At 48.3% G+C, this 24,773-nt stretch carries 17 protein-coding genes and 1 riboswitch; of the genes, 4 read left to right on the forward strand and 13 right to left on the reverse strand.

Annotation, left to right across the window (positions count from 1 at the left end):
• Positions 1 to 28 precede the first annotated feature (28 nt).
• The 8 genes from atzF to ASC49_RS11715 form a co-directional block, all read right to left on the reverse strand.
• The gene (atzF, locus tag ASC49_RS11680) at positions 29 to 1,852 is read right to left on the reverse strand and encodes an allophanate hydrolase (protein ID WP_055463429.1); all 1,824 of its coding nucleotides are present in this window, start codon (positions 1,850 to 1,852) and stop codon (positions 29 to 31) included.
• Entirely contained in the window at positions 1,849 to 5,493 is a 3,645-nt protein-coding gene (gene uca / locus ASC49_RS11685; RefSeq protein ID WP_055463430.1) for an urea carboxylase, read from the reverse strand. The genes atzF and uca overlap by 4 nt, the downstream gene beginning before the upstream one ends.
• An 85-nt stretch (positions 5,494 to 5,578) precedes the next feature.
• Positions 5,579 to 6,220 (reverse strand): urea amidolyase associated protein UAAP2, encoded by a 642-nt coding sequence (locus ASC49_RS11690; RefSeq protein WP_055463431.1) that lies wholly within the window; start codon positions 6,218 to 6,220, stop codon positions 5,579 to 5,581.
• Positions 6,221 to 6,223: 3 nt separating this feature from the next.
• Positions 6,224 to 6,940 (reverse strand): urea amidolyase associated protein UAAP1, encoded by a 717-nt coding sequence (locus ASC49_RS11695; RefSeq protein WP_055463432.1) that lies wholly within the window; start codon positions 6,938 to 6,940, stop codon positions 6,224 to 6,226.
• Complete coding sequence (locus ASC49_RS11700; RefSeq protein ID WP_055463433.1) at positions 6,937 to 7,752, reverse strand: ABC transporter ATP-binding protein; 816 nt, start codon at positions 7,750 to 7,752, stop codon at positions 6,937 to 6,939. Before ASC49_RS11700 ends, ASC49_RS11695 begins: the two co-directional genes overlap by 4 nt.
• A complete protein-coding gene (locus ASC49_RS11705; protein ID WP_055463434.1) occupies positions 7,749 to 8,567 on the reverse strand; it encodes an ABC transporter permease in 819 nt (272 codons plus the stop codon). Before ASC49_RS11705 ends, ASC49_RS11700 begins: the two co-directional genes overlap by 4 nt.
• A 72-nt stretch (positions 8,568 to 8,639) precedes the next feature.
• A complete protein-coding gene (locus ASC49_RS11710; protein WP_055463435.1) occupies positions 8,640 to 9,692 on the reverse strand; it encodes a putative urea ABC transporter substrate-binding protein in 1,053 nt (350 codons plus the stop codon).
• Positions 9,693 to 9,756: 64 nt separating this feature from the next.
• Positions 9,757 to 9,864, reverse strand: a riboswitch (guanidine-I (ykkC/yxkD leader).
• Between the two features lie 337 nt (positions 9,865 to 10,201).
• On the reverse strand, positions 10,202 to 11,119 hold the full coding sequence (locus ASC49_RS11715; protein ID WP_055463436.1) for a LysR family transcriptional regulator: 918 nt from the start codon (positions 11,117 to 11,119) through the stop codon (positions 10,202 to 10,204).
• A 157-nt stretch (positions 11,120 to 11,276) separates the two neighbouring features.
• Between ASC49_RS11715 and ASC49_RS11720 the strand changes: the two genes are divergently transcribed.
• A complete protein-coding gene (locus ASC49_RS11720; protein WP_082443822.1) occupies positions 11,277 to 12,233 on the forward strand; it encodes a Bug family tripartite tricarboxylate transporter substrate binding protein in 957 nt (318 codons plus the stop codon).
• A gap of 245 nt (positions 12,234 to 12,478) precedes the next feature.
• Here ASC49_RS11720 and gcvA read toward each other — a convergent pair whose 3' ends face one another.
• The 3 genes from gcvA to ASC49_RS11740 form a co-directional block, all read right to left on the reverse strand.
• Positions 12,479 to 13,384 (reverse strand): transcriptional regulator GcvA, encoded by a 906-nt coding sequence (gcvA, locus tag ASC49_RS11730; RefSeq protein ID WP_055463438.1) that lies wholly within the window; start codon positions 13,382 to 13,384, stop codon positions 12,479 to 12,481.
• A gap of 246 nt (positions 13,385 to 13,630) precedes the next feature.
• The gene (locus ASC49_RS11735) at positions 13,631 to 15,121 is read right to left on the reverse strand and encodes a CoA-acylating methylmalonate-semialdehyde dehydrogenase (RefSeq protein ID WP_055463439.1); all 1,491 of its coding nucleotides are present in this window, start codon (positions 15,119 to 15,121) and stop codon (positions 13,631 to 13,633) included.
• A gap of 67 nt (positions 15,122 to 15,188) precedes the next feature.
• The gene (locus tag ASC49_RS11740; RefSeq protein WP_055463440.1) at positions 15,189 to 16,346 is read right to left on the reverse strand and encodes an iron-containing alcohol dehydrogenase; all 1,158 of its coding nucleotides are present in this window, start codon (positions 16,344 to 16,346) and stop codon (positions 15,189 to 15,191) included.
• 473 nt (positions 16,347 to 16,819) lie between these two features.
• On the opposite strand from ASC49_RS11740, the gene ASC49_RS11745 reads away from it, so the two are divergent.
• Positions 16,820 to 19,333 carry a CoA transferase gene (locus tag ASC49_RS11745; RefSeq protein ID WP_055463441.1) on the forward strand — a complete coding sequence of 838 codons (2,514 nt, stop codon included), beginning with the start codon at positions 16,820 to 16,822 and terminating at the stop codon, positions 19,331 to 19,333.
• Positions 19,334 to 19,494: 161 nt separating this feature from the next.
• Complete coding sequence (locus tag ASC49_RS11750) at positions 19,495 to 21,228, forward strand: BCCT family transporter (RefSeq protein ID WP_055463442.1); 1,734 nt, start codon at positions 19,495 to 19,497, stop codon at positions 21,226 to 21,228.
• A 191-nt stretch (positions 21,229 to 21,419) separates the two neighbouring features.
• Here ASC49_RS11750 and ASC49_RS11755 read toward each other — a convergent pair whose 3' ends face one another.
• Both ASC49_RS11755 and zigA read right to left on the reverse strand, forming a co-directional pair.
• Positions 21,420 to 22,082, reverse strand: coding sequence for a DUF1826 domain-containing protein (locus tag ASC49_RS11755; protein ID WP_245624702.1), 663 nt, complete (start codon positions 22,080 to 22,082; stop codon positions 21,420 to 21,422).
• On the reverse strand, positions 22,079 to 23,302 hold the full coding sequence (gene zigA / locus ASC49_RS11760; RefSeq protein ID WP_055463444.1) for a zinc metallochaperone GTPase ZigA: 1,224 nt from the start codon (positions 23,300 to 23,302) through the stop codon (positions 22,079 to 22,081). Before zigA ends, ASC49_RS11755 begins: the two co-directional genes overlap by 4 nt.
• Positions 23,303 to 23,446: 144 nt before the next feature.
• Between zigA and ASC49_RS11765 the strand changes: the two genes are divergently transcribed.
• On the forward strand, positions 23,447 to 24,772 hold the full coding sequence (locus ASC49_RS11765) for a DUF2252 family protein (protein WP_055463588.1): 1,326 nt from the start codon (positions 23,447 to 23,449) through the stop codon (positions 24,770 to 24,772).
• Position 24,773 lies beyond the last annotated feature (1 nt).

Consider the following 24,773-nt stretch of genomic DNA (forward strand, 5'->3'; position numbering starts at 1 on the left):
TCGGGCTTTTTTTGCTTTATGGAGGGCGTTAGCTTTCTAAATACGCACGCCATCCACCGAATTCAGTAATGTCCTTAGCGTCCTCCAATGCGTACCCCTCACAGATAAAACCACTGACAAAACTGCCATCTTCTAGTTGCAATTTCCCGATACCTAATGGCGCAGGAATGCCCGCGACAAAGCTGCCAAATTCCGTACAGGGCACACTCCAAACTTCGACTTCGATAGCTGTACCATTTTGTTTGTCGTAGCTCATACCAGGACGCATAGGTGGGCCTCCGGCCAATGCATACAAGCGATACACGGGGGCACTGAAGGTTTTCTGTTTGAGCGTTGCTCCGCGCTCAACCAATTGCCAGTTAAGTGGCTGACCTTCTAGGTGCGCACCGCAAACGGCGACATCAATCGTCGTTGCGTTACCCACCGGAGAGGATGTATTTGGCGTCGCGTTTTCTGCCAGCGCGCCTTTAGGTAGCGGAAGAGCTTGCTGAATACGGTTGGCGATAGACAATAGCATTCTGTCACTGAAGGACGGACCGACTAACGTAATACCAAACGGCATGCCTTGTTGGGTGAACTGGGTAGGTACCGCAATCGAAGCAAGGTCAATTAAGTTCATAAAGTTGGTGTAATAACCAAGCTCACTGTTGCGCTTGATCGGCTCAGCCAACATTTCCTCAATGGTAAAGTGGCGGCCAGCGGTTGGCGTTAACAGGCAGTCCACTTCAGCTAATTGCGCTAGGCACACTTGCTGCAAATCTTTGATTCGATACTGAGCCTTGAAGTAATCGGTAGCGGGCGGTTTGCCCCCTGGTGCGATAATCTCTCGCACGACTGGAAACACGGCTTCTGGGTTCGTATCTATCAAAGGTTGCGCGGCAATATAGCGCTCTGATACCCATGGGCCTTCATAGAGTAGCTTGGCAATTTCGTCGAACGGAGCGTAGTCAATGTCTTTGAATTCAAATCCCGCATCCGCCAGCTTTTGAAGGGTCTCTTGGTAGGCTTGGGCATACTGTTCATCGCCAAAAAACTTCAACTGAGACGGAGGAATAACGCCAACCGTTAGCTGACCTTGTCTTAGACCATATTGGCGCGCTTGATTGCTGAATGGGTTGTGTCGGCTGTAGCCATCGCGAGGATCAAATCCTTCCGCCACCGCCAGCGCGATATTGGCGTCATCAGTGTTGTAAGTAAACAGCGTGATGCAATCTAAGCTACGACACGCTGGCACCAAACCGGTCGTGGACAAGAGACCAATGCTGGGTTTCACACCAATCAGATTATTAAAGCACGCTGGAACACGCCCAGACCCAGCGGTATCGGTGCCTAAACTAAAGCTGGCCAATCCGAGCGCTACAGCAACTGCAGACCCTGCGCTGGACCCTCCGCTCAGATAATCGAAATCAAAGGCGTTGTGGCATGCGCCATAAGGCGAGCGTGTGCCATTCAAGCCGGTCGCAAACTGATCTAAATTGGTCTTACCCACCGGGATCGCACCAGCGTCGATGAGCTGTTGAACCACTTGGGCCGACTCACTGGGCGTGTAAGCAAACTCAGGGCAGGCGGCCGTTGTCGGAATTCCAGCTAGGTCGATGTTGTCTTTAATGGCAAATGGAATGCCCCATAAGGGATGGCTGGCAGGGTCTTTATCTTGTAAAGCCTCCAGCCATACCGCTTGTTCCTTTTCGCTAAGTAGGTGAATCCAGATATTATGCGATTCATAAGCCTTAGCGCGTTCGCGAATATCAGACATCAGCTCTGCGGGTGTAAAACGTTGTGATTGATAGGCGGCTCGCAGCGCTTCAAACCCCATATCTAAGGTGCCTTTTAGTGGTGCAATAATACTCATGCTGACTCTCCTGTTACGGGTTCCTCGAGGACGACGACGGCCTGTCCGGCACTGACTCGACTGCCATTTTTTAACAACACATCTGAAACCACGCCATCGCTTGGCGCATGCAGTGGGATTTCCATTTTCATCGATTCTAAAATCACCAAGAGTTGGCCGGCTTTCACGTGCTCACCGGATGACACTTGGGTCTGCCAAACGCTGCCAGATACGGGGCTATCGACCACGACAGCGTCTTCGCTCCATGTCACATCGGTCTCGGTGTACTCGGCTTCATCTTGGTCGAAATGGAACTGGCCGTTGGCATGCCAGCGGGCAAGCTCATCCGCAAACGCTTGGTTACGAGCGGTTTTAAATTGATCAATATCGCTTTGATGACGGTCAACAAATGCTGCGTATTCCGCTAACGAGAAGCTACTTTCCTCGATGCGTATTGGGTAGTTGTCATGCGGGAAGTCCTTGCGAATCTGCTGCAGCTCATCATGGCTGACTTCGTAAAAACGAATCTGATCAAAGAAACGTAACAACCAAGGTTTGCTGAACGCGGATGTTTGGCGATAGCGGTTCCACATTTGCAACGTCCGCCCTACAAATTGATACCCCCCTGGGCCTTCCATGCCGTAGACACATAAATATGAGCCGCCGATACCGACGGAGTTTTCCGCGGTCCATGTTCGCGCAGGGTTATATTTGGTCGTCACTAAACGATGGCGAGGGTCGATGGGCGTCGCAACGGGGGCACCCAAGTAGACATCCCCCAGTCCCATGACTAAGTAGCTGGCGTTGAAGACGATGTCTTTCACTTGGTCGATGCTGTCCAAACCATTAATTCGACGAATAAACTCAAGGTTACTCGGGCACCAAGGCGCGTTGGATCGTACCGATTGGGCGTACTTATCAATCGCTTCTTGGCAGGCGCTATCATCCCAAGAAAGCGGCAGGTAGACAGTACGCGACGGTACGCTCAGCTCGGCCAATGTCTCGCCTAACGCGCGCTCGGCCTGTTCGAGCAGCTCAAGCAATGCTGTGTGTCGGGTCTGCTGGCTATCGTAGTGGATTTGCAGAGATCGAATCCCAGGCGTGAGTTCTTTCATACCCGCAAACGGATGCTGTTCCAGCCACTGCATCAAAGCATGAGCACGGAAACGCAGACGGATGTCGAGCACTTGCTCGCCGTATTCCACGAGCAGGAAGTGATCGCCCGCGGCGCGATACACGATGTCGTCACCGAATTGCTCTGCGGACAGCGTTTTCAAAATAGGAGACGTAATACCGCAGCTTTCTACGGTTAACTTTGGAGAAGAGAGCGTTGCGATCGACGCGCTTTGCTCGGCTTCTAAGGCCACGGCATCGTCCAGTGTCACCGGCACGAAACGTACGGTGTCTCCGGCGCGCAGTTGGCCTAGCTTCCACAGGTCTGCGGTGATCACCGTTGCAGGGCAGACGAAGCCCCCCAATGATGGGCCATCAGGGCCGAGAATCACCGGCATGTCGCCAGTGAAATCGACGCTGCCAAAGGCGTAGGCGTTATCATGAATATTCGAAGGGTGTAACCCTGCTTCGCCACCGTTTTGGCGCGCCCACTTAGGTTTCGGACCAATCAAACGTACGCCTGTGCGGCTGGAGTTGTAGTGGATTTCCCAATCGGTAGTGAAGAACATGTCGATGTCTTCATCGGTAAAAAAGTCTGGGCAGCCATGCGGCCCGTAGATCACGCGTAGCGTATGGTGATGCCCGAGTTCTGGAATCAAGGCGCTGGGTAACTGCGTGCCAGCCGCAGGTGCCTTGGTATCTAGAGTGGTCAGGACATCGCCCGTTTGCAGCGCGCGTCCATTGTGCCCGCCGAACTGCCCCAATGTGAAGGTCGATTTTGATCCGAGGTAGTCAGGGCAGTTAAAGCCTCCGGCCACGGCGAGATAAGCGCGTGCACCGCTTTCTTTTATGCGGCCCAGCGTCAAGGTCTGACCGGGCTTTACCATGACCACCTCGTGGCGAGGCAACGCGACGTCATCGAGCTTCGCATCAATGCTAGCGCCCGCGAGTGTGATCGCTGTTTCGAAGCTGAATTTTAGGGTTGGGCCTTGCAAGGTAATTTCCATGGTAGCGGCATCGTCGCTGTTTTCCAGTAGGCGATTCGCCAAGCGACTATGATAGCTATCAAACGGCCCAGACGGCGGTACGCCCACGTTCCAATGATGTTGACGACCTGGGAAATCTTGTAATGTGGTTTGTGTCCCGCCGCTTAATACGTCAATGCGTTTTGGCGAGTAGACAAAGCTGTTGAGATAGCGTGTGCTGACTTCACCATCAATCAACGTTTTATCTACGAGCAGTTGTTTTAGGTAATCAAGGTTGGTTTGGGTACCGTATAACGTGCAGTGTTCCAGTGTGGATTGAAGGAGCGCAAGCGCTGCGGTGCGATCTGTATCATGCACAATGACTTTAGCGATCATTGGGTCGAAATACGGGGAGATCTCAATGCCGCTTTCGACCCAATGGTCGATACGGATGCGTTGCTCTGATGCGGGGGCATCCGACTCGGTATAGCTTGCTGGCAAGTTTACATAGCTCAATAAACCTGGGCTCGGCTGAAAATCTTTGTAAGGGTCCTCGGCGTACAGCCGCACTTGGATTGAGTGGCCTTTAGGTGTCAACGTCTCGCGCTTTTCATTAAGGTTCAGCGCTTCGCCCGCCGCTAAACGTATCATCCATTCAACCAGATCAACGCCGTATACTTCTTCGGTGACACCATGCTCTACTTGTAAGCGAGTATTCACTTCCAAAAAGTAAAACAGATCCGTATCCATGTCGTAGATAAATTCGACGGTGCCAGCGTTGCGATAACTGACCGATGCCAATAAAGATTCGGCGGTCTGGTGAAGTTGTTTACGTACGGCGTCGGTAAGATTTGGTGCCGGACATTCTTCAACCACTTTTTGATTACGACGTTGGCTGGAACAATCACGCTCGCCCAGTGCGAGAGCGGAGCCTTGTCCATCCGCAAAGACTTGGACTTCGATGTGTCGCGCACGAGCGATAAATTTTTCTAAAAATACGCCATCGTCGGCAAAGTTGCTGGCGCCGAGGCGTTTGACCGAGGCAAAGTTTTCTTGCAGCGCTTTATCATCGTGACACAGATGCATCCCGATACCCCCCCCACCAGCGGTGCTTTTCAGCATCACGGGGTAGCCAATTTTTTGCGCGATGTCGAGCGCACTGTCGAGGTCAGTGAGCAGCTCAGAGCCGGGTAACAATGGCACTTCGGCTTGTTCGGCGAGCGCTCTTGCGCGGTGTTTTAAACCAAACGCCAACATGTGTTCATCCGTCGGGCCGATGAAGGCGATGCCTTCGGCTTCGCAGCGACGTACGAAATTCGCGTTTTCACTTAAAAAACCATAGCCAGGGTGGATGGCTTGAGCGCCTGACGCTTTGGCGATGCGCAGTAATGTGTCGACATTCAGATAGGTGTCACTCGCCGCACCTTCGCCTAGTGGGTAGGCTTCATCGGCTAATTTTACGTGACGGCTTTTGGCGTCGGATTCGGCGTAGACTGCGACCGCTTTGATGTTCATGCGTTGGAGCGTACGAATGATTCGGGCAGCGATTGCTCCACGGTTAGCGATTAAGACAGTGTGAAACATGATTCAACCTTCACCGGGTCGTCCCGGTCTCATAAATACGACAGTGGTCGTCCACTGAATTGACTAGAAAAGTCGAGGGTGAGTGTTACGCTTCCCAGACCAAAACATCGATGGGTGTTGGGTTGTAGCCATTACAAGGGTTATTCAATTGCGGGCAATTGGAAATCAGCACAATCAGATCCATTTCCGCTTTCATTTCTACGTATTTGCCAGGCGCTGAGATGCCGTCTTCAAACGTGAGTCCGCCTGCTTCCGTGACAGGTACGTTCATAAAGAAGTTGATGTTGTGGCTGATATCGCGCTTGTCCAAGCCAAACTCTGGGTTCTCTGCGATGGCGAGCATCCAGCTATCACGGCAAGCGTGCATACAACGCTTTTCAAGGTCGTAACGGACGGTATTACTCTCGGTGGCGCAGGCACCGCCAAGGGTGTCATGTCGGCCGCAGGTATCGGCGACAATTTCCAACAGGATGTTGTTTTCGTTAGAGCGCAGTTGTGAGCCGGCGGTTAAATAGACATTGCCTTGCTCGCGGATAGTGTCAGTGGCACTGTAGCGTTCGGCTGGGTTGTGGGCGTTATAAAACAGCGTATCCGCCGCTTGGTTGCCTTCTAAGTCAACAAAGCGAAAGGTCGCCCCAGCTGGAATGTAGCGAATAAAGTAATCGCCAGCGTCGACGGTGTATTTTTGGTTCGCCTGGTTTGCGTGTAATAAGCTTTCTTTAATCATGAGTTAGGCCTCCAGTCCGAAATGGTACAAGTCATTGTTAGCAAAGCCGCGTTGGTTCTCTGGGCGAGAGTTTTTACAGAAGTCGTCTTCAGCCACTGGCGCGGCTTTTTCCAGTAATAGTTTCACGGGTTTGCGTGGGTAGTGTTCGGCTTGGCTGAGTGGGTGAGGGCAGGTGTGTAAGATCACCAACGTGTCCATCTCAAAGCGCAGCGTGATGTGACTGCCAGCGGGGCTATTGTTCTGGGCAAGTGTCATATTGCCTTCCGCATCGGTCTGCACCTTGCTGAAAAGATTGAGGTTGGCGGTTAAATCCGCTTGGGTGAGACCGTATTTAGCCATTTCTACCAGCATCGCATCATGGCCATTTTGGTGCCAATCATTACGGTCTGATTGGTAGTCTCGAGCCCCCCATTTGGCTTCGATATGGCTCGCATGGCTATTGCCGCTGACCGTTTCGTGCCAGCCCACCGAGTCTTTAATAATGGACGCAAAGACGCGACCCATGTCGGAGTAGAGGCAATGTCCTTCGGTTAATTTGAAGGTATGCTGAGCTTTTAAAGTATCGGGAGCGTTGTAACGCTCTAATAGGTTTTCTGGGTTGTAAAACACCATGCCGACGTTGGCGTCGCCTTCGAGGTCGGTCAAGGTGATTTGTGTTCCGCGACGCACGCGCAAAGACCAATGGCTTGCGGGTGGGATAAGGGTTTCATAATGTGTCATGTTGGTCTCTCCGTGAGATCTGCTGTCATAGTGGTGCTTTTTGTTGGGCGAAGCTGATCGTCAATTTCTTGATAAAGACTGTCTTGTGTGGCATCCACAGGTAAGTCGTAAGTGATCGATGCTCCGTAGGCGTTGGGGGCATGTGGGTCATGACGTAGTTTGTCAAATACCCATAAACGGGTGCCGAGATAGAAGCCTTCTTTAAGATCATGCGTCACCATAAAAATGGTGAGTTTATGAGTGCGCCACAAATCGAGAATGAGCCGATGCATGTCAGCTCGAATGCCAGGGTCCAGTGCGCCAAAGGGCTCATCTAGAAGTAAAATGCGAGGTTTACAGATGACCGCCTGAGCGATGGCTAAGCGCTGTTTCATACCTCCAGAAAGCTCATGTGGGTAACGGTTTAGGGCATGACTCAAGCCAACTTGCGTCAGCATCTCAGCGGCTTCTTGGCGTGCTTGGCGCTTCTCGTTTCCAAATAAATAACCAGTCAAAGACGCTTTTTGAAAGCCTTTCGCTGCGACGACGTTTTCCAATACCGTCATATGAGGGAAGACCGAGTATTGTTGGAAGACAATGCCGCGATCAGGGCCTGGCTCGTTTGGCATGGGCTCGCCATTCAGCAACAACTCACCTGAGGAGGGCTGTTCAGTGCCGAGGATCATTTTTAGAAAAGTGCTCTTGCCGCAACCGGAAGCGCCGACCAGTGTAATGAATTCGCCTTCTTCAACAGTCGTGGTGACGTTTTCCAAGATAATGTCTTGGCCGTATTGCTTACCGATATTACGCGCTTCAATAAAAGGCTGGCTCATGATTTGCCCTCCGCATTCCAAGGGTACAGTCGAGAATTGATGGCGCTTAAGAGGTAATCAATCAAGAAAGCCAAGAGCGTAATCCAAGCCACATACGGTAAGATCACATCCATTGACATGTAGCGTCGTACTAGGAATATGCGATAGCCCAAGCCGTCGGTTGAAGAGATGGCTTCTGCGGCGATTAAAAACAACCAGCCCGCGCCAAGTGACAAGCGTATGGCGTCGATCAACTTCGGCATAACCTGAGGAAGTAATACTCGAATTAAGATTTGAGGCGTACTCGCCCCTAAAGTTTGAGCTTTAACCAGTTGTTCGCTCGGGATCTCTTGTGTGCGGCGCTGAATATCTCGCGCAATAAACGGCGCTACACCTATGGCAATGAGTGTGATTTTGGAGGCTTCTCCCAGACCAATCACGATAAACAGAATTGGCAGTATTGCGAGAGGCGGAATCAAGGAAATGACCGTTAGCAACGGAGCAAAACTGGCAAATAGTATGGGTAATGCTCCAGTCAGGACGCCAATGCATAACCCAAAGATAGCGGCAATACCCACCCCAGCAAACAGGCGCATCAGGCTGCTCAGGGTGTCTTGCCAAAACACCAACTCCCCAGTACGACGGCTTGGCTCAAAGGCTAAGCGATACATCGCCTCGCCCATTTGCCCAAACGAGGGCAGTAGCTTATCGCTTGGGTTGATGGCCAACCGGGCATCGGAACCGATCATGTAGGCAATCAGCAAGATCGCAAAAGGCAGCAACCCGAGTAAGACTTGGTTGGCCGATGACGGCGTGTGGTTAATCAATTTTTTCATACAAACGTCTTCCTGCAAAAGTTCTTAAGAACGCGCTGGATCATGGTTGAGCTCAGCGCGCCTGAGAGGAGCTTACAGTTGTCCGTCAGCGGCCATTTGCATGTAAGTGTTATCGAAACGTAGTTTGATATTGTTGGGATCCCCATACACGCCAGCAGGCATTTCAATGCCGACGATGTCGGCACTGGGGGCGCCTTCCCCTAACAGACCGTGCTCAAAAGAGAACTCGGCCACGTGGGTCATGGTTTCAACCAATTTAGGGCTGTTGACCAACTCAAGGGCTGCTTCGGGGGTGTAGTACATGTGGGTTTTGGCCAGTTGCGCGTCATAACCTTCTAGATCTGTTTCTGCCGCTTCCGCCATCATGGTGCGCACTTCTTTGGCGTTCTCGTCGTTGCCAGACATGTTCGCCATGATTTCATACCAAGCCCCCGTTAAAGCTTTTCCAAGAGCTGGATTGGCCCTCAACGTGTCCGTATTCACGATAAGGCCATCAATAATTTCGCCAGGAATTTGTGACGAGTTGAAGACATCTTTGGTTTTGGGCATTGAAAGGATTTCACTGACCAAAGGATTCCAAGTCACCGTGGCGTTGATATCCCCAGACCCAAACACTGACAGTAGGTCCGCGTCAGATGTGTTGACTACTTGAACGTCGCGCTCACTCATGCCGACTGATTCTAAGCCGCGCGCTAGTAGGTAATGAGAGACACTGTATTCCACCAAGTTAACGCGCTGGCCTTTGATGTCTTCGAGTGAGTCTTTGTCAAAGAGGATAATCGCGTCGTTGCCATTGGAGTAGTCCCCGGCGATCAGAACGGTACTGTCGACGCCGCCTACGGCCGGAATGGTTAGCGCATCCATTTGTGCCATGGTACATGCGTCAAATTGACCTGCAGTGTATTGGTTCATTGATTCGACATAATCATTGATCTGGACAACGTCAATAGAAATATCGTACTTATCTGCCCACTTATTGATAATGCCTGATTGGCTAGCGTAGGCCCATGGCATCCAGCCTGCATAGATTGACCAGCAGACTTTGAAATTATCTTGCGCAAGAGTTGGGGTAGACGCGGCGAGAGCAAACAGTAGAGCGGAAACTTTTTTCGTGGGGAATTTCATAGGAAGTTACCTTTTCAGTTTGTTTAATTACACATGGAGTACCCTTGGCAATAATCGCCATGTGGTCTCCCGGGCTTTTGTCCCGCCGTGTAACCTTGAAACTTCAAGGTCGAAAGCTCTCGGACCAGTCACGCCATTAACAAATGACATCGGAACCCTAGCTCTCTATTTTCTATATTGTGATGTTCGACTTTCCAAGGGTACGAACATAATTTTTAAAAGCACTTACTGTGCCAAGCTTGAGATTTTCTTGCTCAATTGCGCTGTTAAGGCCGAATAAAAAAATATGCTTTTTTTATTTATATAATTATCAATGAGTTACATGGTGCTTGTAACGTTGGAAATTCATAGAGCAATGTGTAACGAAATTCACGTGAGAATGTTCGATTCCTGATTATTATGTTGATTTTTTTGGATGCGGTAAATCGAGCGCTCACTTTAAGTGCGTCTGACGCAATTTGGTGCGCAATGCATATTGAAATACTGGGTTTAGTTGGATCATTTTACATTTAGTTGCCATCAAATATACGTCGGCCTTGTTGGATGAATATGTCCCTTAGGCATTTCGCGGCAGGAGACAGGTAGCCTTCTCTACGGCTGATGACATTGTAGAATCTATCCATGCTTAGCTCTGCGATGGGAACTTCTTTGAGATGCTTTTTGCTGGTATCGACACTTTCTAAGTTCCGTCTAGAAATAAAACTCAGCAATTCCGTCTTCATAATAACGGAAGGAATCATAAGCAATAAATTTGTTTCAATTTGCACTTCAGGTTTGCTGAAACCATGCAGATCGAAAGCCCGATCAAGCCATTGGCGGCTCATAACGGAGCTGGGTGCTAAGATCCATTTAAAGTTTACAAGGCGTGCGAGGCTAATGTCCTCTTTGAAAATGTCATGTGAACTATTGGCGACGACAACCATCGTATCTTGATAAAAAGGCACACATTCAAAATTGTCGTCTAATTCACCATACAGACCAATGACCAGATCAAGCTCACGTTCTCTGAGCTTTTCGTAGAGAAAATCGGTTTGCCCAATGACGGTTTTTAGCTGAATGTTGGGGAAGTCTCGCGTGAGAATATGAATGATCGGTAATAGTATGTGATGCGCTGCAGTAGGCACTAATCCAAGCTTCACTTGGCCTTTCTCACCGGACTCTAGCTCTTTGATCTCTTCGGCAACATCTTGCACGCTTGCGAGTATCGATTGCGATCTCTGCAACAATAATTTTCCCGCCGCCGTCAGCTGAATATTACGGCCATCTTTTTCAAATAGTCGTGTATTTAGAGTACGCTCTAATCGGCGAATGCTGCCTGTTAACGCGGGTTGGGTTTTATGAAGTTGCTCAGCGGCTTTGCCAACATGGCCCAGCGTGGCAATGCGCTGAAAGTATATAAGATCACGCAACTCTAATTGATCATTCATATTTATCGATTTCAAATAAAATACTATTGGAATTTATTGATTATATACAATAATAATTTTGCTATGTAGATGTGCTTTGTTAGCCGACTTGTTATTGGTTAACCCCATCGTATGTCACGCCATATAAAAATAAACAGAAAATGCGAGAACTTAAATAATGAAACTATCTAGCTCAAAACTGATTAAATGTTCAGCGATGGCTCTATTAGTCAGTACCTCAAGTGTATACGCTGATGATTTTCCCACTCACCCAATCACTGTTGTAGTGCCATATGGTGCGGGTGGGACAACAGACATCTCAGCTCGCAAGCTTTCTAGTTTAGCGGAAGGGGAGCTTGGACAACCGATTGTTGTAGAGAATCGCCCCGGTGCCAGCGGCACAAACGCCATGCGAGCCGTCGCCAATGCTAAAGCAGATGGCTACACACTGATTGCCACCACTTCTTCCCCTTTATTTGTGACCCCTGCAGTGCGTCCGGTTGGCTACGATTCGGTGCAAGACTTCACGCCTATTTTAAATTATTCAGGTCCTTACCATGGGGTGTTGGTGCAGGCGGATAGCCCTTACCAGTCGTTTGATGAGTTAATGAAGGCCGCCAAGTCAGATAAGTCCATTAGTTATGGAACGGCAGGCGCTATGGGCGGGCCTCATTTATCGTTTGAATTAATCGCTCGAGAAACGGGTGCCAAACTCAAGCATGTACCGTTTAACGGTGCTGGCGCTGCCACAGCGGCTCTATTAGGCAACCACGTAGATGTCGCCCTAGTTCCGGCTTACCGTGATTTGGTTTTAGACTCAAAGCTGAGACTGTTAGGTGTGTTGGATGACAGTCGTGATCCTGACTTTGCGTCCGTTCCGACCTTAAAAGAGGCTGGCTATAACGTCGAATTCCCATCAGTGGTAGGCATCATGGCTCCCGCGGGTACTGCCCCTGAGATTGTCAAAAAGCTAGAAACTGCTTTTACCAAAGTCGCTACATCGGATGAATTCCAAACCTTTATGAACAAGCTGAATCAGCCTGTTAGGGTGATGAGCGGAGACAAATTGGGTGAAATCATTCAATCTAACCTTGAAACCTATCGCAATGTTGCTAAAGAGTTGAGTCAGAAGTAATGAACTCCCATGTTTCACAGCTATGGGCAAAGAGTGGCTTACAGTCACTCATTTGCCTGATATTGGCTAGTTTTGCGGGTCTAGGTTTCTGGACGTTAGAAACCCAAGTGCAGGTGTTTAGCTTTGGCGATTCTTTGTTTGATGCGCAGTTCTTCCCGCGCATTGTACTAGGCCTGATTGTCGTAACCGCTCTTTTGTGCTGTGTGGCGCGAATCAAAAAAACGGATGAACCTATTGGCCCTTTTTCAGGATGGATAATGGCTTTTGTTTTGCTCCACTTCCTCGAGTAGCCAAGCTCGGAACTGCTCTGCGTTAGGATGTTCAAAGCCCTTGCTAGGGCTAACGAGGTAGAAGGCTTCGTTGGTTGGTACTTTATGTTCAAAGGGAGCCACCAATTGCCCTGTGGCGATCATATCTTTAATTAAAGAGCTTCGCCCTAATGCAACTCCTTCACCTGCTTTGGCCATTTCGAGTGCCGAGATTAAGGTATCAAAATGAATGCCCTGAGAAGGGTCAATATGCTGAACGCCGGTCTTATTAAGCCAGTATCCCCATCCTTCGTTGTAGCCATCTACATGTAATAATGTATGCTCGGACAGCTGGTCTGGGGTTGTTAGCGCGATGGAATCCTTTAATAGGTGAGGGCTGCATACCGGCACGAGGTCGTCCCATGTTAGTCTGTCGCAGCGTAAATCTGGCCAATCCCCCATGCCGTAACGAATTTCCATATCAGACTCTTTATCAAGGCTTTCTACCCAAATATTAGTCGGTAATCGCAGCTTAACTTGCGGGTAGGTTTTTCTAAAATGTCCGAGTCTAGGTGCTAACCACGTCGTAAAAAAAACCAAACTTGAGCGAATCGTCAATGGACGTGTCTGACCTTGCCCAAATAATTCATCCGTCACCTCGGCCAGCCGCTCAATAGATTCATGCACGATGGGGATATAAGCGCGCCCGGCTTTGGTCAACTCCAAGCCTCTTGGTAAACGTTTGAATAGCTCGGTGCCTAGTTGTGATTCTAATCCTTTGATTTGTTGGCTAACGGCTGCTTGCGTCATATTGAGCTCTTGTGCTGCCTGTGTGAAATTCAGGTAGCGCGCAGACACTTCAAATGATCTAAGCCAGTTAAGAGGGGGAAGCTTTTTTTTCATTGTTATTCTTCTCACATGTACCAGGCCACGAGCGTCCAAGATTGCTCATTACCAGTCGTTGGAATTCTAATGATTGAAGCTTGAATTATCGTCTTTTTTATCTGACCTATCACTCACTATTTACGCCATTCTACTCATTCATAACGACTGTTTAGTCATCCAAGTAAGATTTTTAAGCAGGCGTTAAAATAAAAAAACTAGGCCTATACAGGTACAGGCCTAGTTTTTTATTACTAATGTATTATTTTAGCTAGGGAAAGCGAAGGATACGCCTTCACGTACTCCGCTAGACGGCCAGCGCTGCGTGATGGTTTTACGTCGAGTGTAGAAACGTACGCCATCAGGCCCGTAAGCATGAAGATCACCGAATAAAGAGCGCTTCCAGCCACCAAAGCTATGATAAGCAACTGGAACTGGCAGAGGAACGTTGATGCCGACCATGCCCACTTGAATGTGAGTTGAGAAGTAGCGAGCCGCTTCTCCGTCACGGGTAAAGATACAGGTACCATTACCGTACTCGTGATCGTTAATCAGCTGCATTGCCTCTTCCATAGTGGCAACGCGAACAACTTGCAACACAGGCCCAAAAATTTCTTCTTGATAGCTTTGCATCGTAGGGGTTACACCGTCGATCAGTGTTGCACCAACAAAGAAGCCATTTTCGTAACCGGAAATGCTTGGCTCTCGACCATCTACAATCACTGTCGCGCCATCAGCTTCGGCACTGTTGATGTAACCGACAACTTTCTGTTGGTGTGCACGTGTAATAACAGGACCAAAATCATTGTTTTTGTCGCTGTACTCACCCACGGTTAGATTTTTCATAGCGGCTTGCATCTTAGCTACTAAGGTATCCGCCGCTTCATCTCCTACCGCAACCGCAACCGATAGTGCCATGCAACGCTCGCCAGAGGAGCCAAACGCGGCACCTAGCAATTGGTTTACGGCATTGTCCATGTCCGCATCAGGCATCACAATGGCATGGTTTTTAGCGCCACCTAATGCTTGGCAGCGCTTACCATTAGCGCTGGCAGTTGCGTAAATGTATTCGGCAATCGGTGTTGAGCCGACAAAGCTTACTGCTTGAACGCGTTTATCCGTCAAGAGTACATCTACCGCTTCTTTATCGCCGTTTACGACATTCAGCACGCCTTCTGGCAAGCCTGCTTCATGCAGTAATTGAGCAATATAGAGTGTTGAGCTAGGGTCTCTTTCTGATGGCTTAAGAACGAAAGTGTTGCCGCAAACAATGGCCAGCGGGAACATCCACATCGGTACCATGGCAGGGAAGTTAAAAGGAGTGATACCAGCGACTACACCTAGTGGTTGAAACTCACTCCAAGAATCAATATTAGGACCAACATTTTTACTGAACTCGCCTTTTAGTAGCTCAGGCGCGCCGCAGGCAAATTCAACGTTTTCAATACCACGTTGCAGTTCACCCGCCGCATCATGACAAATTTTGCCGTGTTCTTGGCCGATCATCTCACAGATTTTATCTGCGTTTTGCTCAAGCAGCTCTTTGAAGCGAAACATGACGCGAGCACGCTTAAGTGGCGGTGTGTCGCGCCACGCAGGGAAAGCGGCTTGCGCGGCAGCAATAGCGTCTTCTACGGTTTCCTTTGGCGCTAAAGCTACTTGTTTTGAGACCTCTCCAGTTGCAGGGTTGAAAACATCTTGCATACGTTGAGCAGTGGAGACTAGTTGGCCATTAATTAGGTGTCCGATGGTGTTCATTGTTTTTCCTCAAATATTGTTAGCATGTTACTTATTCAATTAGGCGATGACGTTACGTTATGGTCACTCACCAAAGCTGTTTATAAATGTCGATGATCTGTTCTGCCGTCGGCACGATGGGATTATTATTTGGCGAACCGGACGCCAATGCTTGCTCTGCCATGGTTGGCATCAAGTCAAAAAACTGCTGTCGGCTGATGCCAAATTGTTCAGGTGTTGGCACCTGTAATTCGTCATTAAGGGCGCGCAGTTCGGCCATCAGTTTCTGGTTAGCTTCTTCATCGCTATCGGCTTGAGTTGCGACACCAATGGCTCGGGCACAATCGGCGTATTTTTCAACGGCACTTGGAATAGAAAACTCGGTAACAGCGGGCAATAGCATGGCATTGGATAGCCCGTGAGGAACATGGAAAGCAGCGCCAATAGGTCGGCTCATGCCATGCACTAAGGCGACAGAAGCGTTGGAAAAGGCAACCCCCGCTAATGTCGAGCCTAACATCATGGCTTCACGTGCTTTTTTATCGCTGCCATCGTGATACACACGGCGAAGGTTAGGGCCGATTAACTTCATAGCCGCAATGGCTTGACTGTCACTGTAAGGGCTTGCTTTTTTACTGACGTAGGCTTCCATCGCATGGGTCAAAGCATCAATGCCTGTGTCAGCGGTAATTCGAGCCGGTAAGCTTAGGGTCAGTTTATAATCGACCAAGGCGGCGATTGGCATAAAGCCAACACCAACGCACAGCATCTTTTCATCGTTGGTCTCGTCGGTGATGATGGTGAAGCGTGTTACTTCTGTGCCGGTACCCGCTGTGGTAGGTACGGCAATGATAGGTAAGCCAACTTCATTGACGATTCTTGGGAATTTGTAATCGCGCATTTCGCCGCCAAATTTCCCCAAGATACTAATCGCCTTGGCGCTATCAATCGGGCTACCGCCGCCTAGCGCAATAATACTGTCGTAATTGCCATTACGGACGGCCTCGACTCCCGCTTGAATTGAGCTTACGGTCGGCTCGGGTACCGTATTATCAAAGACCTCCGAGGTGATTTGATGCTCCTCTAGGCAAGACTGAACTTGTCGAGCGTAGCCAAGTTCAACCATCATTTTGTCGGTGATGATGAGAGGGCGAGTACACCCCAAACTGCCCAGAATAGTCGGGATTTCTAAGCTGGCATTTTCTCCTACCTGCATGATACGCGGTAGAATGATTTGGTTAGACATATCGGCTCCACTTATTGTTATTTTATTTGTCCTAGGCTCATCTCTTAACACTTCCAACATGGAACGTTAATGCGTTAAGAAACACCCTAAATAACCGCAACCAAAGGTTGCGAAACAACGTCATTGTTATGAATAAGTTGTAGCCTTTAAAGCAATAAAAAATCACCCTTAGAGTTAAGTATTTTTATAGCTTTCACCTTTTTATTATGATGAATTTGCAATATTTCTTTTGTTATCAATAGGTTGAGATTTTTATCGTTTCTTTGCATTTCAAGACATAAAAAAAATTTACCCATAGGTCTTTTTTTTATTGCTAGTCGCCATTTAAGAGCACTTCTAGTATGCCTCCTGTGCTGATCTCAACGGTACTGACTTGTGGCTTAGTCTCGATTACCAACATAGGTCAATAAAATTTACACGTACTGGTTTTCTTTATTCAGTTAAAAGAAGCTTTTTACACAGGATCAATAGAGATGAATAATAACAATCAACTACCTCTTATTGGTGTCCGAGTCGTAGACTTTGGACAACAAATTGCTGCTCCCGCTGTTGCCATGATACTCGCCGACCTTGGTGCAACAGTGATTCATGTTGACCCACCGCAAGGCCCTCAGTGGGTTAGCCCTGCCAATGCTGTGTTAAATCGCAACAAACAATGCATCAACTTAAACTTAAAGTCTGAAGCAGGGCTTAATCAAGCACGACAACTGATTGATCAAGCAGACATTGTGATTGAGAACTTTCGTCCAGGGGTGTTGGCTAGATTGGGCATTGATTTCGAGGAATTGCGAGCCAAGCGCCCTGAACTGATCACATTGTCGATACCCGGTTTTGCCAGTAACGACATGTTAAGACGCGAGTGGAAAGCGACAGAAGCCATTATCGCGGCGACATCTGGTTCCTTTACCGACATGGGATTTAACCGTGTGCTTATGGGTATTGAACCGAGTTTCTCTCCTGTTCCTCTGGGCTCCTCTTACGCCATCTCGCTTGCTGCTGGCTCAGTTGTCATGGCCTTGTATGAACGCGCTCAAAGTGGTCAAGGCGATCATATAGAAGTCCCAGTGGCGGCGGCCTTGATGGAAGGGCTTTCTTACAATTCTTTTGTGATTGATCAGTTACCAGAGCGCTACAAAACCATGCGTGAGCATGAAATTGCGTACCGTCGCGAAAATAACATCGAAATGGATCTCACTTATGAAGAGCTGCAAGAATACTTAGATCCGTTCTTCCGCACCTATGATTGCGCTGATGGCAGAAAGTTTTACTGTGTATGTCCGTCGCACCGTAACCATGCGAAGCGCGCTCTTCAGGCTTTAGGCGTTTACGACGAGTTGATGGCGGAAGGCTTTCCTGAAGTACAAGATTTACATGCACCGATTCATGAATGGGACGGTGAAACCTCGCTTGGTGTTTACCCTCTACCTGAAAAATGGGCCAAGATAGTCTCAGCAAAAATGAAGAAGGCCTTCCTGACCAAATCCGCTGAAGAATGGCATCGTATTTTTGGTGAAGTCGGCATTCCTGGTGCGTCCCAGCGCACGACTAAAGAGTGGTTACATGACGAGCATACTAACCAAGCGGGCTTAATTATTGAGGTGGACGATCCTGAGTATGGCTTGATGAAGCAGCCTGGACCGCTAGTTTGGTTCGAGCATAATGCAGCGGCTTTCATGCAAGCAAAGGGCAGAGAATTTGTTGATTTTGAGACAGCGTTACATAGTTTAAGCAGCACTACGCCACCGTTTAAACTCAATGCACCTCAAAAGAATATTGCCAGTAACCCAGTGCAGAAAGGCTGGTTAGCGGGTAAAAAAGTGCTTGATCTAACCAACGTGATTGCCGGCCCACATTCGGCGGCTTATCTAGGGCGCTTTGGTGTTGATGTGATTAAACTGGATCCAGTGACGCCTCTTTATGATCCGCTGATCGGATGTCTGTACAGCTTTCAAACCGACATGGGTAAAAAGAAAGCGTTGGTTAATATCATGACCGAAAAAGGTCGAGAAGTACTCAATCGACTCATAAAGTCCGTTGATCTTGTACTCATCAATGCTCCTGAGCGTCAACTTGCAAGCCTTGGTCTGGATTCAAAAAGCCTACTTGAGGTGAACCCAAATGTACTGTTTTGTCGTCTAGATTGTTTCGGTGGTCCATTAAGAGGTCCTAAGACTGATTACATCGGCTACGACGATATTATTCAGGCAAACAGCGGCATCATGATGCGTTTTGGTGGCAGTGAAACGCCTGAAGAGCACGCCCATGTTGGGACGCTAGATGTGAACTGTGGTTTTGCTGCGGGCATGGGGATGGCACTCTCGATGTACCATCAGCTAGTCACGGGTCAAGTCAGCCGAGTGAGAACCTCACTTTCTGCTGTGACGAATATGGCGCAAATTCCCTTTATGTTTGACTACCAAGGAAGAGAGCCATTCAATGAGGCGTCTGGTCGCGAAGTATTAGGTAATCACCCTCTGTCACATTTTTACGAAACAATGGATGGCTGGATCTTCTTAGACTCAGACCAAAATGAGTTTGAAAAATTGAAATCTTTAGAGGGTCTAACAGAGCTGGGTGATACGCCTGATTTACATGCGTATTTAAAACATGCCTTTAAACAAGCAGCGACTTCACATTGGCTCAATTTACTGAGAGGGGCGGATGTTGCCGTAGCTGAACCCAACTCAATAGAAACGCTGCGCCATGACTACAGCCGTATACACGATGGTGAAGTGGGTACCCATTTTGGTAGCTATGCGTTCTCAATTTATCCAGATCATCCGAGTGGACATTGCTTCACCCAAATTGACCACTACTCCATTCGACCTAGTAGGGCGGCAATACGAGCCATAGCGCCTACGGAAAAGTTTGGTAATTCAACCAAAGAAATTTTGGCCAGTGTCGGCTATAGCGAAACGGAAATAGCGGACATGATTGAGGCCAATATTGCCAGCTTAGGTTGGAGTAAAGAGTACTTGCCTAGTTAGTCAAACGATTTCTTAAAGTCCACAGGGGGGATCTAACTTATAAGCCATGATTAGTAAGCCATTAATCCTGTTATGAAATGACCTAATTTTTCTAATTTGTTATATCCCTTTTAGATTTATAGGATAACACTGGAACTATAAAAAAAATAAAGAGGTTACCAATGCTTAAAGATAAACAGATAGACGCTCTTATTACCCAGCGAGGGGTATTAAAAGGGCTCAATGCAACTCTAGGAATAACCGCCTTAGTAATGGTGGTTGTATTTATTCTCTATACCATCCTGCTTGGTGAAGTTGCTAGCCAGCAGTTCCTTGGTATTAAGAGTTGGATCGAAGAAACCTTAGGCTGGTATTACATTATTGTGATGTTGCTGGCATTCGTGATTTGCGCAACCTTGATGATCAGTAAAGTGGGCGGTATTCGATTAGGCAGAGATGACGAAAAACCTGAGTTTTCGAACTTTGCTTGGTTCTCTATGCTTTTCGGCTGTGGTACGGGTGCCGGCATGCTGTTCTTCTCCATGTCAGAACCTATGATACATTTTGCCAGCAGTTGGAGCGGTGGTAACCCCTTCATGAGTTCCGAAGTTAAAGCCGCTGTGGGCAGCTTCTTTGAAGCAAAACAGGCAGCTCTGGCAGCAGGCTTGTTGCCTGGTGATGCAGGCTTCCCTGTTCCGAGTGATTTAGTGGCTGAAGCAGCTGTTGGCGGTTTAACGTTAACAGTATTCCACTGGGGCGCTGTGGCTTGGGGGATGTATGCCATAGTCGGTTTGTCGTTGGCTTACTTTGCGTTCCGCAAAGGTCTACCTCTTTCTATTCGTTCTGCGCTTTATCAGTTAATTGGTAATAGAATTTATGGCCCGATTGGACATGCTGTTGATATATTGGCTGTTTTCGGAACCATATTTGGTATTGCGACGACATTAGGTCTCGGGGTAGAGCAGATTAGCTCTGGACTTATCTCACTTAACCTATTAACCGAAAAGTCGACCACAGTAACAGTACTTTCTATTGTTTTCATTACCGTGATTGCCACCTTATCTGCTACCAGTGGTGTCGCAAAAGGTATCAACATGTTGTCACAATTTAATAGCTACATTTGTATCGCTATTATTTTGTATTTCCTTTTAGCGTCAAATGCTAACTACTTGATTGCCAACAGCCTAACGACACTGGGTGACTACGCTTCACAAGCATTGTCTATGACGCTTTGGACGGCTCGTAGTAGTGAAGAACAAACTTGGCAGGGTGGATGGACGATTTTCTACTGGGGATGGTGGATTGCATGGTCTGCTTTCGTCGGCATGTTCATTGCGCGTATCTCTCGTGGTCGTACTATCCGTGAGTTTGTCATGGGTGTTGTATTTATCCCAACATTAGTTTCCTTGGTTTGGTTCAGTGTGATTGGTTCAGCAGGCATCTATGAATCGATCTACGGCGCAGACATGAGTATCTACAATACTGCAGTAAACAATTGGGATTACGCAGGCACCTTATTTACGGCGTTTGAAGTACTAACGCCAGGGGTTGGAGCGACGATTGCCAAGTTCTGTGCGCTAATTGTAGTTGTCGTTTTCTTTGTCACTGCTGCCGATTCAGGGACGTTAGTTCTAGGTCGACTACTGTCATTTGGTCGCCGTCCACCTATCCAGCAACGTATCCTTTGGGGTAGCCTGCTAGGTGTAGTGACTCTAATGATTCTTTTAATGGGCGGAAGCGAGGCATTAAAAGCTTTACAAGCTGCTTCCATTGCAGGGGCACTGCCGTTTACTTTCGTTATCATTGCCATGATGTTTGGTCTTGTGAAATCGCTTCGTAAAGACAGCGAAAGTTTCGTTGCAGACGAAGAGCAAGTGAAAAAACTCGTCGAACGCGAAGTGGCTGATTTGTCGTAACGAAGAGCATCAGTAGCATATGCTATGCGAGGTCAATGTGACGAATTAGAAAGAATTCTTTCGAAACGTCTCAATGACTTGTTGATAAAAAACCCGAGATAGCAATCTCGGGTTTTTTTATGGTTGATGAAAGTTCAGTAAGAGGTGAAGGCCGTTACAGAACGATCAGATAGAGTTTTTAAACGGTCTTTTTATGCCATGTCCAATGTCAGCAATAAACGGTATTGACCTGCGGCTACTGCTGGAGAACGATGTACTATCCCACGGCCCTCATTACCTTCCCAGCGTTCACCCTTTAACAAAGCTACATCGCCGACGCTAATTTGCTGAATCGTTGCATCGGCTTTAATCAGGCCTGATGAGCGGTCCGGTTGACCATTGCTACCGCGGCCAAGCTTTTGACGGTTTAAGCTGCCTTCTTCCAGCCATTGGGTCGCGGGGCCTTGATAGGTAGTAATCAAACGACAAGGCACTTGATCCACATGAAAGCGTGGGCACATGGCGCTGTTTACTTGAGTGAGACGAAGCCCCGCGGTATCAATATCAAATAGACAGCAGTAAGCATCGACTAATAAAGCGATATCGCGAATCAAAGCCTCTCGCTCAGGAACGTTTGGTAAGCCTCGTTCTAACGATTTTGTGACATTGTCTGGGGTGACAATTTGGTTGAGAGAAAAGTTATCTCCTGCTTCTAGGACGGCGCGCACCGCTTGCTGGGTCTCGGTATCCAGCTCACGCTGCCATACCATCATATTCACGCCATCTTGGTAAATACCCGCAAGGCCAGATAATTCATTACTGACTTGAGCCTGCGGAGTTGGCAAAGGGCCAAAGGTTTCGGCTAATATACTCACGCTGCGGCTCCTGGTTGCCATTCTGGGAAGGGGTCTTCAAGCTCCAGCCAAGAGTCTTTACCTTGTAGCAACTCGTCTTCAGTGAGTAAGGCAGCTTCTAAAGCTTGGGTCATGGCTTCCTTATCAAGGTTCTGGCCGATAAAGACCAACTCTTGGCGCATATCGCCAAACGGTTCGACCCAGCTGTCTTTAATGATCGCTAGGGATTCTTCATCCTGTGGCCAGTATTGGCGTGGCACCGCATGCCAGAACATGCCTGCAAATCCGTATTGGGCAATGCCGCCCGCTTGGCTCCATTGACCGGCAAACTCTGGGCGAGACGCGAGCCAGAAATAACCTTTGGAACGGATCAATTTACCGTATTGCTCCGTGCTGTGTAGGAAGTTGTGAAAGCGCTCGGGATGAAACGGTTTACGTGCCACGAAGCTAAAGCTGCCGATGCAGTATTCTTCTGTTTCGGGGGTGTGTTCACCGCGCATTTCGGCGAGCCAGCCTGGGGCTTGTTGAGCTTTTTCAAAGTTAAAAAGGCCAGTGCCCAAGAGCTTCTCATTCGCTACTTGGCCGCGTTCCATTGGGAGGATTTCAGCGAGGCTGTTTAAGCTGCGTAAGATAGCTTTCAACTCATTGAGTTCGGCTTCACTGACAAGGTCGATTTTGCTGATCAACAATAAGTCTGCAAACTCAACTTGGTCGACTAGCAAGTCAGCGACATTGCGCTCGTCATCTTCACCAAGGGATTCGCCGGTTTCTTTTAAGCTCTGAGCAGCGTTGTAGTCTTTTAGAAAGTTCACCGCATCCACCACAGTGACCATGGTGTCGAGTGTGGCAATGTCCGATAGGCTGACACCTTCTTCGTCGGCAAAGGTAAAGGTTTCCGCGACGGGGAGTGGTTCCGAAATACCAGTCGATTCAATTACTAAGTAATCAAACTTATTGGCTTCGGCAAGTTTCCGTACTTCGATTAATAAGTCTTCGCGCAGGGTGCAGCAGATGCAGCCGTTGCTCATTTCGACCAGCTTTTCTTCGCCGCGGTTAAGCGAGACTTCTTGGGCGACAAATGCCGCATCAATGTTGATTTCACTCATATCGTTGACGATCACGGCAATGCGTAGACCGTCACGGTTATTGAGTAGATGGCTAAGTAGGGTGGTTTTTCCAGCGCCGAGAAAGCCCGATAAAACGGTTACGGGTAAGCGCTTGAAAGAAGGTGATGTGCTCATGGTTCTCTCCTTGCAATATTGATAAATGTTATAACATAACACTTATCAATATTAAAGCGACCAAATGTGTTATCCCCTTAGACCTGATCACCGATTACTTTTATTATTGGCCTCTTGGTTAAGATTAATAATATGGAGTGGCCGGTGCCCGAGCGTATACAAGAGCTAATAGAAGTGATTTCTCGTGTCGATGGCGCAGTGCCTGGCTCGGGTTTAAAGAAGCATCGTAAGATGGCAACCAGCCCGTTTATGATGCTACGTGGCACGTCGTCGGTGTTTTACCATGACCTTGCTAACTTAACCTTTCGTCTGCCCAGTACAATGGAAGCATGGCCATTAACTATGGTGATGGGGGATTGTCACATCTCTAATTTTGGCTTTTTTAGCGAAGAAGGCTCTCATGGAGACCAAATCATCTTTGCGCCAAATGATTTTGATGATGCCTGTGTGGGCCATGCTGGTTGGGATTTACTTCGTTACGGGGTGAGCTTGCTGCTCTGTGCTGATCACTGCCAAGGTGGGATTTCAGGGCGTTATCAACTGCTTGAGCCGATCGACAAGAGTAAAGTCATCGCAACTGAGGAGGCGACGCAAGCCTTAACAGCTTTCTGGCAGGCTTATCGCAACACCTGCAAAAATCTGGTTGAGCAAAGTGTTGATTATCGCCATGTATTGCAGGATTTTGATGAGTCCCATGTGTTGTATAAACTTGAGCAAAAAGCAAGTAAACGTCAGGCTGGTGGTGAGGATTTCCTTAGCAAAAGCTCTTTGGCGAAAGCAGTCAACCTTGATAGTGGCAAGCCATTAGCCTTCTTAGATATTCCTGAAAAATTTAAAGCGGTAGATAGGGTGACCTACCGTACGATAGAGAAAGTCTTTGCACCGTATGTAGATGATCAGATTCTCGACATTGTCGAGCGCGTTGGCGCCGGTACGGGGTCGGTGAATATGCAGCGTTATTATTTGCTGATTGGGCCAGAGCAGGTCAGCCAAGAAGACTTGGCTCTCTGTCATATTGTCGAAATTAAGAAACAACGCGCTGCGGCCCCGCTTTTCGAGTACGAAGATCTAAGTTTGATGAACCTATTGTCTCCCGCTCATCTGACGGTCAATTGTCAGCGACGTATGCAACGTAATCCAGATTTGGTGCTAGACGATGTGCTGTGGAAAAAAGCCCATTGGTTAGTTCGCTCTCGCCATCATGCCCGTGTCAGCATCGACCCTGAAGACATTGCCTGCGGCAAGCGTGCTCTCGACGGCGGCTTTCAAGATTATGCATCCGCATGTGGTGAGGTGCTTGCGCTAGCTCATGCACGCTTTGATAGACGTTCGAAACGCTTTGAAAAGGCAGTGCTGGCAACTGCCGATGAGACTTGGCAGGCATTGGAATCTCTACAGCAAGAGTATGCAGCACAAGTGATCGCTGACTGGCAGTGGCTGTCCGAGCTAGAAATACCAATGGCACAGTAGG

It is taken from the genome of Marinomonas fungiae (assembly GCF_001418205.1).
Lineage (GTDB): Bacteria > Pseudomonadota > Gammaproteobacteria > Pseudomonadales > Marinomonadaceae > Marinomonas > Marinomonas fungiae.

Excerpts from the sequence above, each read along its gene's own strand:
- atzF (WP_055463429.1), bottom strand. The coding sequence starts at position 1,852 with ATGAGTATTATTGCACCACTAAAAGGCACCTTAGATATGGGGTTTGAA.
- uca (WP_055463430.1), bottom strand. The coding sequence starts at position 5,493 with ATGTTTCACACTGTCTTAATCGCTAACCGTGGAGCAATCGCTGCCCGA.
- ASC49_RS11690 (WP_055463431.1), bottom strand. The coding sequence starts at position 6,220 with ATGATTAAAGAAAGCTTATTACACGCAAACCAGGCGAACCAAAAATAC.
- ASC49_RS11695 (WP_055463432.1), bottom strand. The coding sequence starts at position 6,940 with ATGACACATTATGAAACCCTTATCCCACCCGCAAGCCATTGGTCTTTG.
- ASC49_RS11700 (WP_055463433.1), bottom strand. The coding sequence starts at position 7,752 with ATGAGCCAGCCTTTTATTGAAGCGCGTAATATCGGTAAGCAATACGGC.
- ASC49_RS11705 (WP_055463434.1), bottom strand. The coding sequence starts at position 8,567 with ATGAAAAAATTGATTAACCACACGCCGTCATCGGCCAACCAAGTCTTA.
- ASC49_RS11710 (WP_055463435.1), bottom strand. The coding sequence starts at position 9,692 with ATGAAATTCCCCACGAAAAAAGTTTCCGCTCTACTGTTTGCTCTCGCC.
- ASC49_RS11715 (WP_055463436.1), bottom strand. The coding sequence starts at position 11,119 with ATGAATGATCAATTAGAGTTGCGTGATCTTATATACTTTCAGCGCATT.
- ASC49_RS11720 (WP_082443822.1), top strand. The coding sequence starts at position 11,277 with ATGAAACTATCTAGCTCAAAACTGATTAAATGTTCAGCGATGGCTCTA.
- gcvA (WP_055463438.1), bottom strand. The coding sequence starts at position 13,384 with ATGAAAAAAAAGCTTCCCCCTCTTAACTGGCTTAGATCATTTGAAGTG.
- ASC49_RS11735 (WP_055463439.1), bottom strand. The coding sequence starts at position 15,121 with ATGAACACCATCGGACACCTAATTAATGGCCAACTAGTCTCCACTGCT.
- ASC49_RS11740 (WP_055463440.1), bottom strand. The coding sequence starts at position 16,346 with ATGTCTAACCAAATCATTCTACCGCGTATCATGCAGGTAGGAGAAAAT.
- ASC49_RS11745 (WP_055463441.1), top strand. The coding sequence starts at position 16,820 with ATGAATAATAACAATCAACTACCTCTTATTGGTGTCCGAGTCGTAGAC.
- ASC49_RS11750 (WP_055463442.1), top strand. The coding sequence starts at position 19,495 with ATGCTTAAAGATAAACAGATAGACGCTCTTATTACCCAGCGAGGGGTA.
- zigA (WP_055463444.1), bottom strand. The coding sequence starts at position 23,302 with ATGAGCACATCACCTTCTTTCAAGCGCTTACCCGTAACCGTTTTATCG.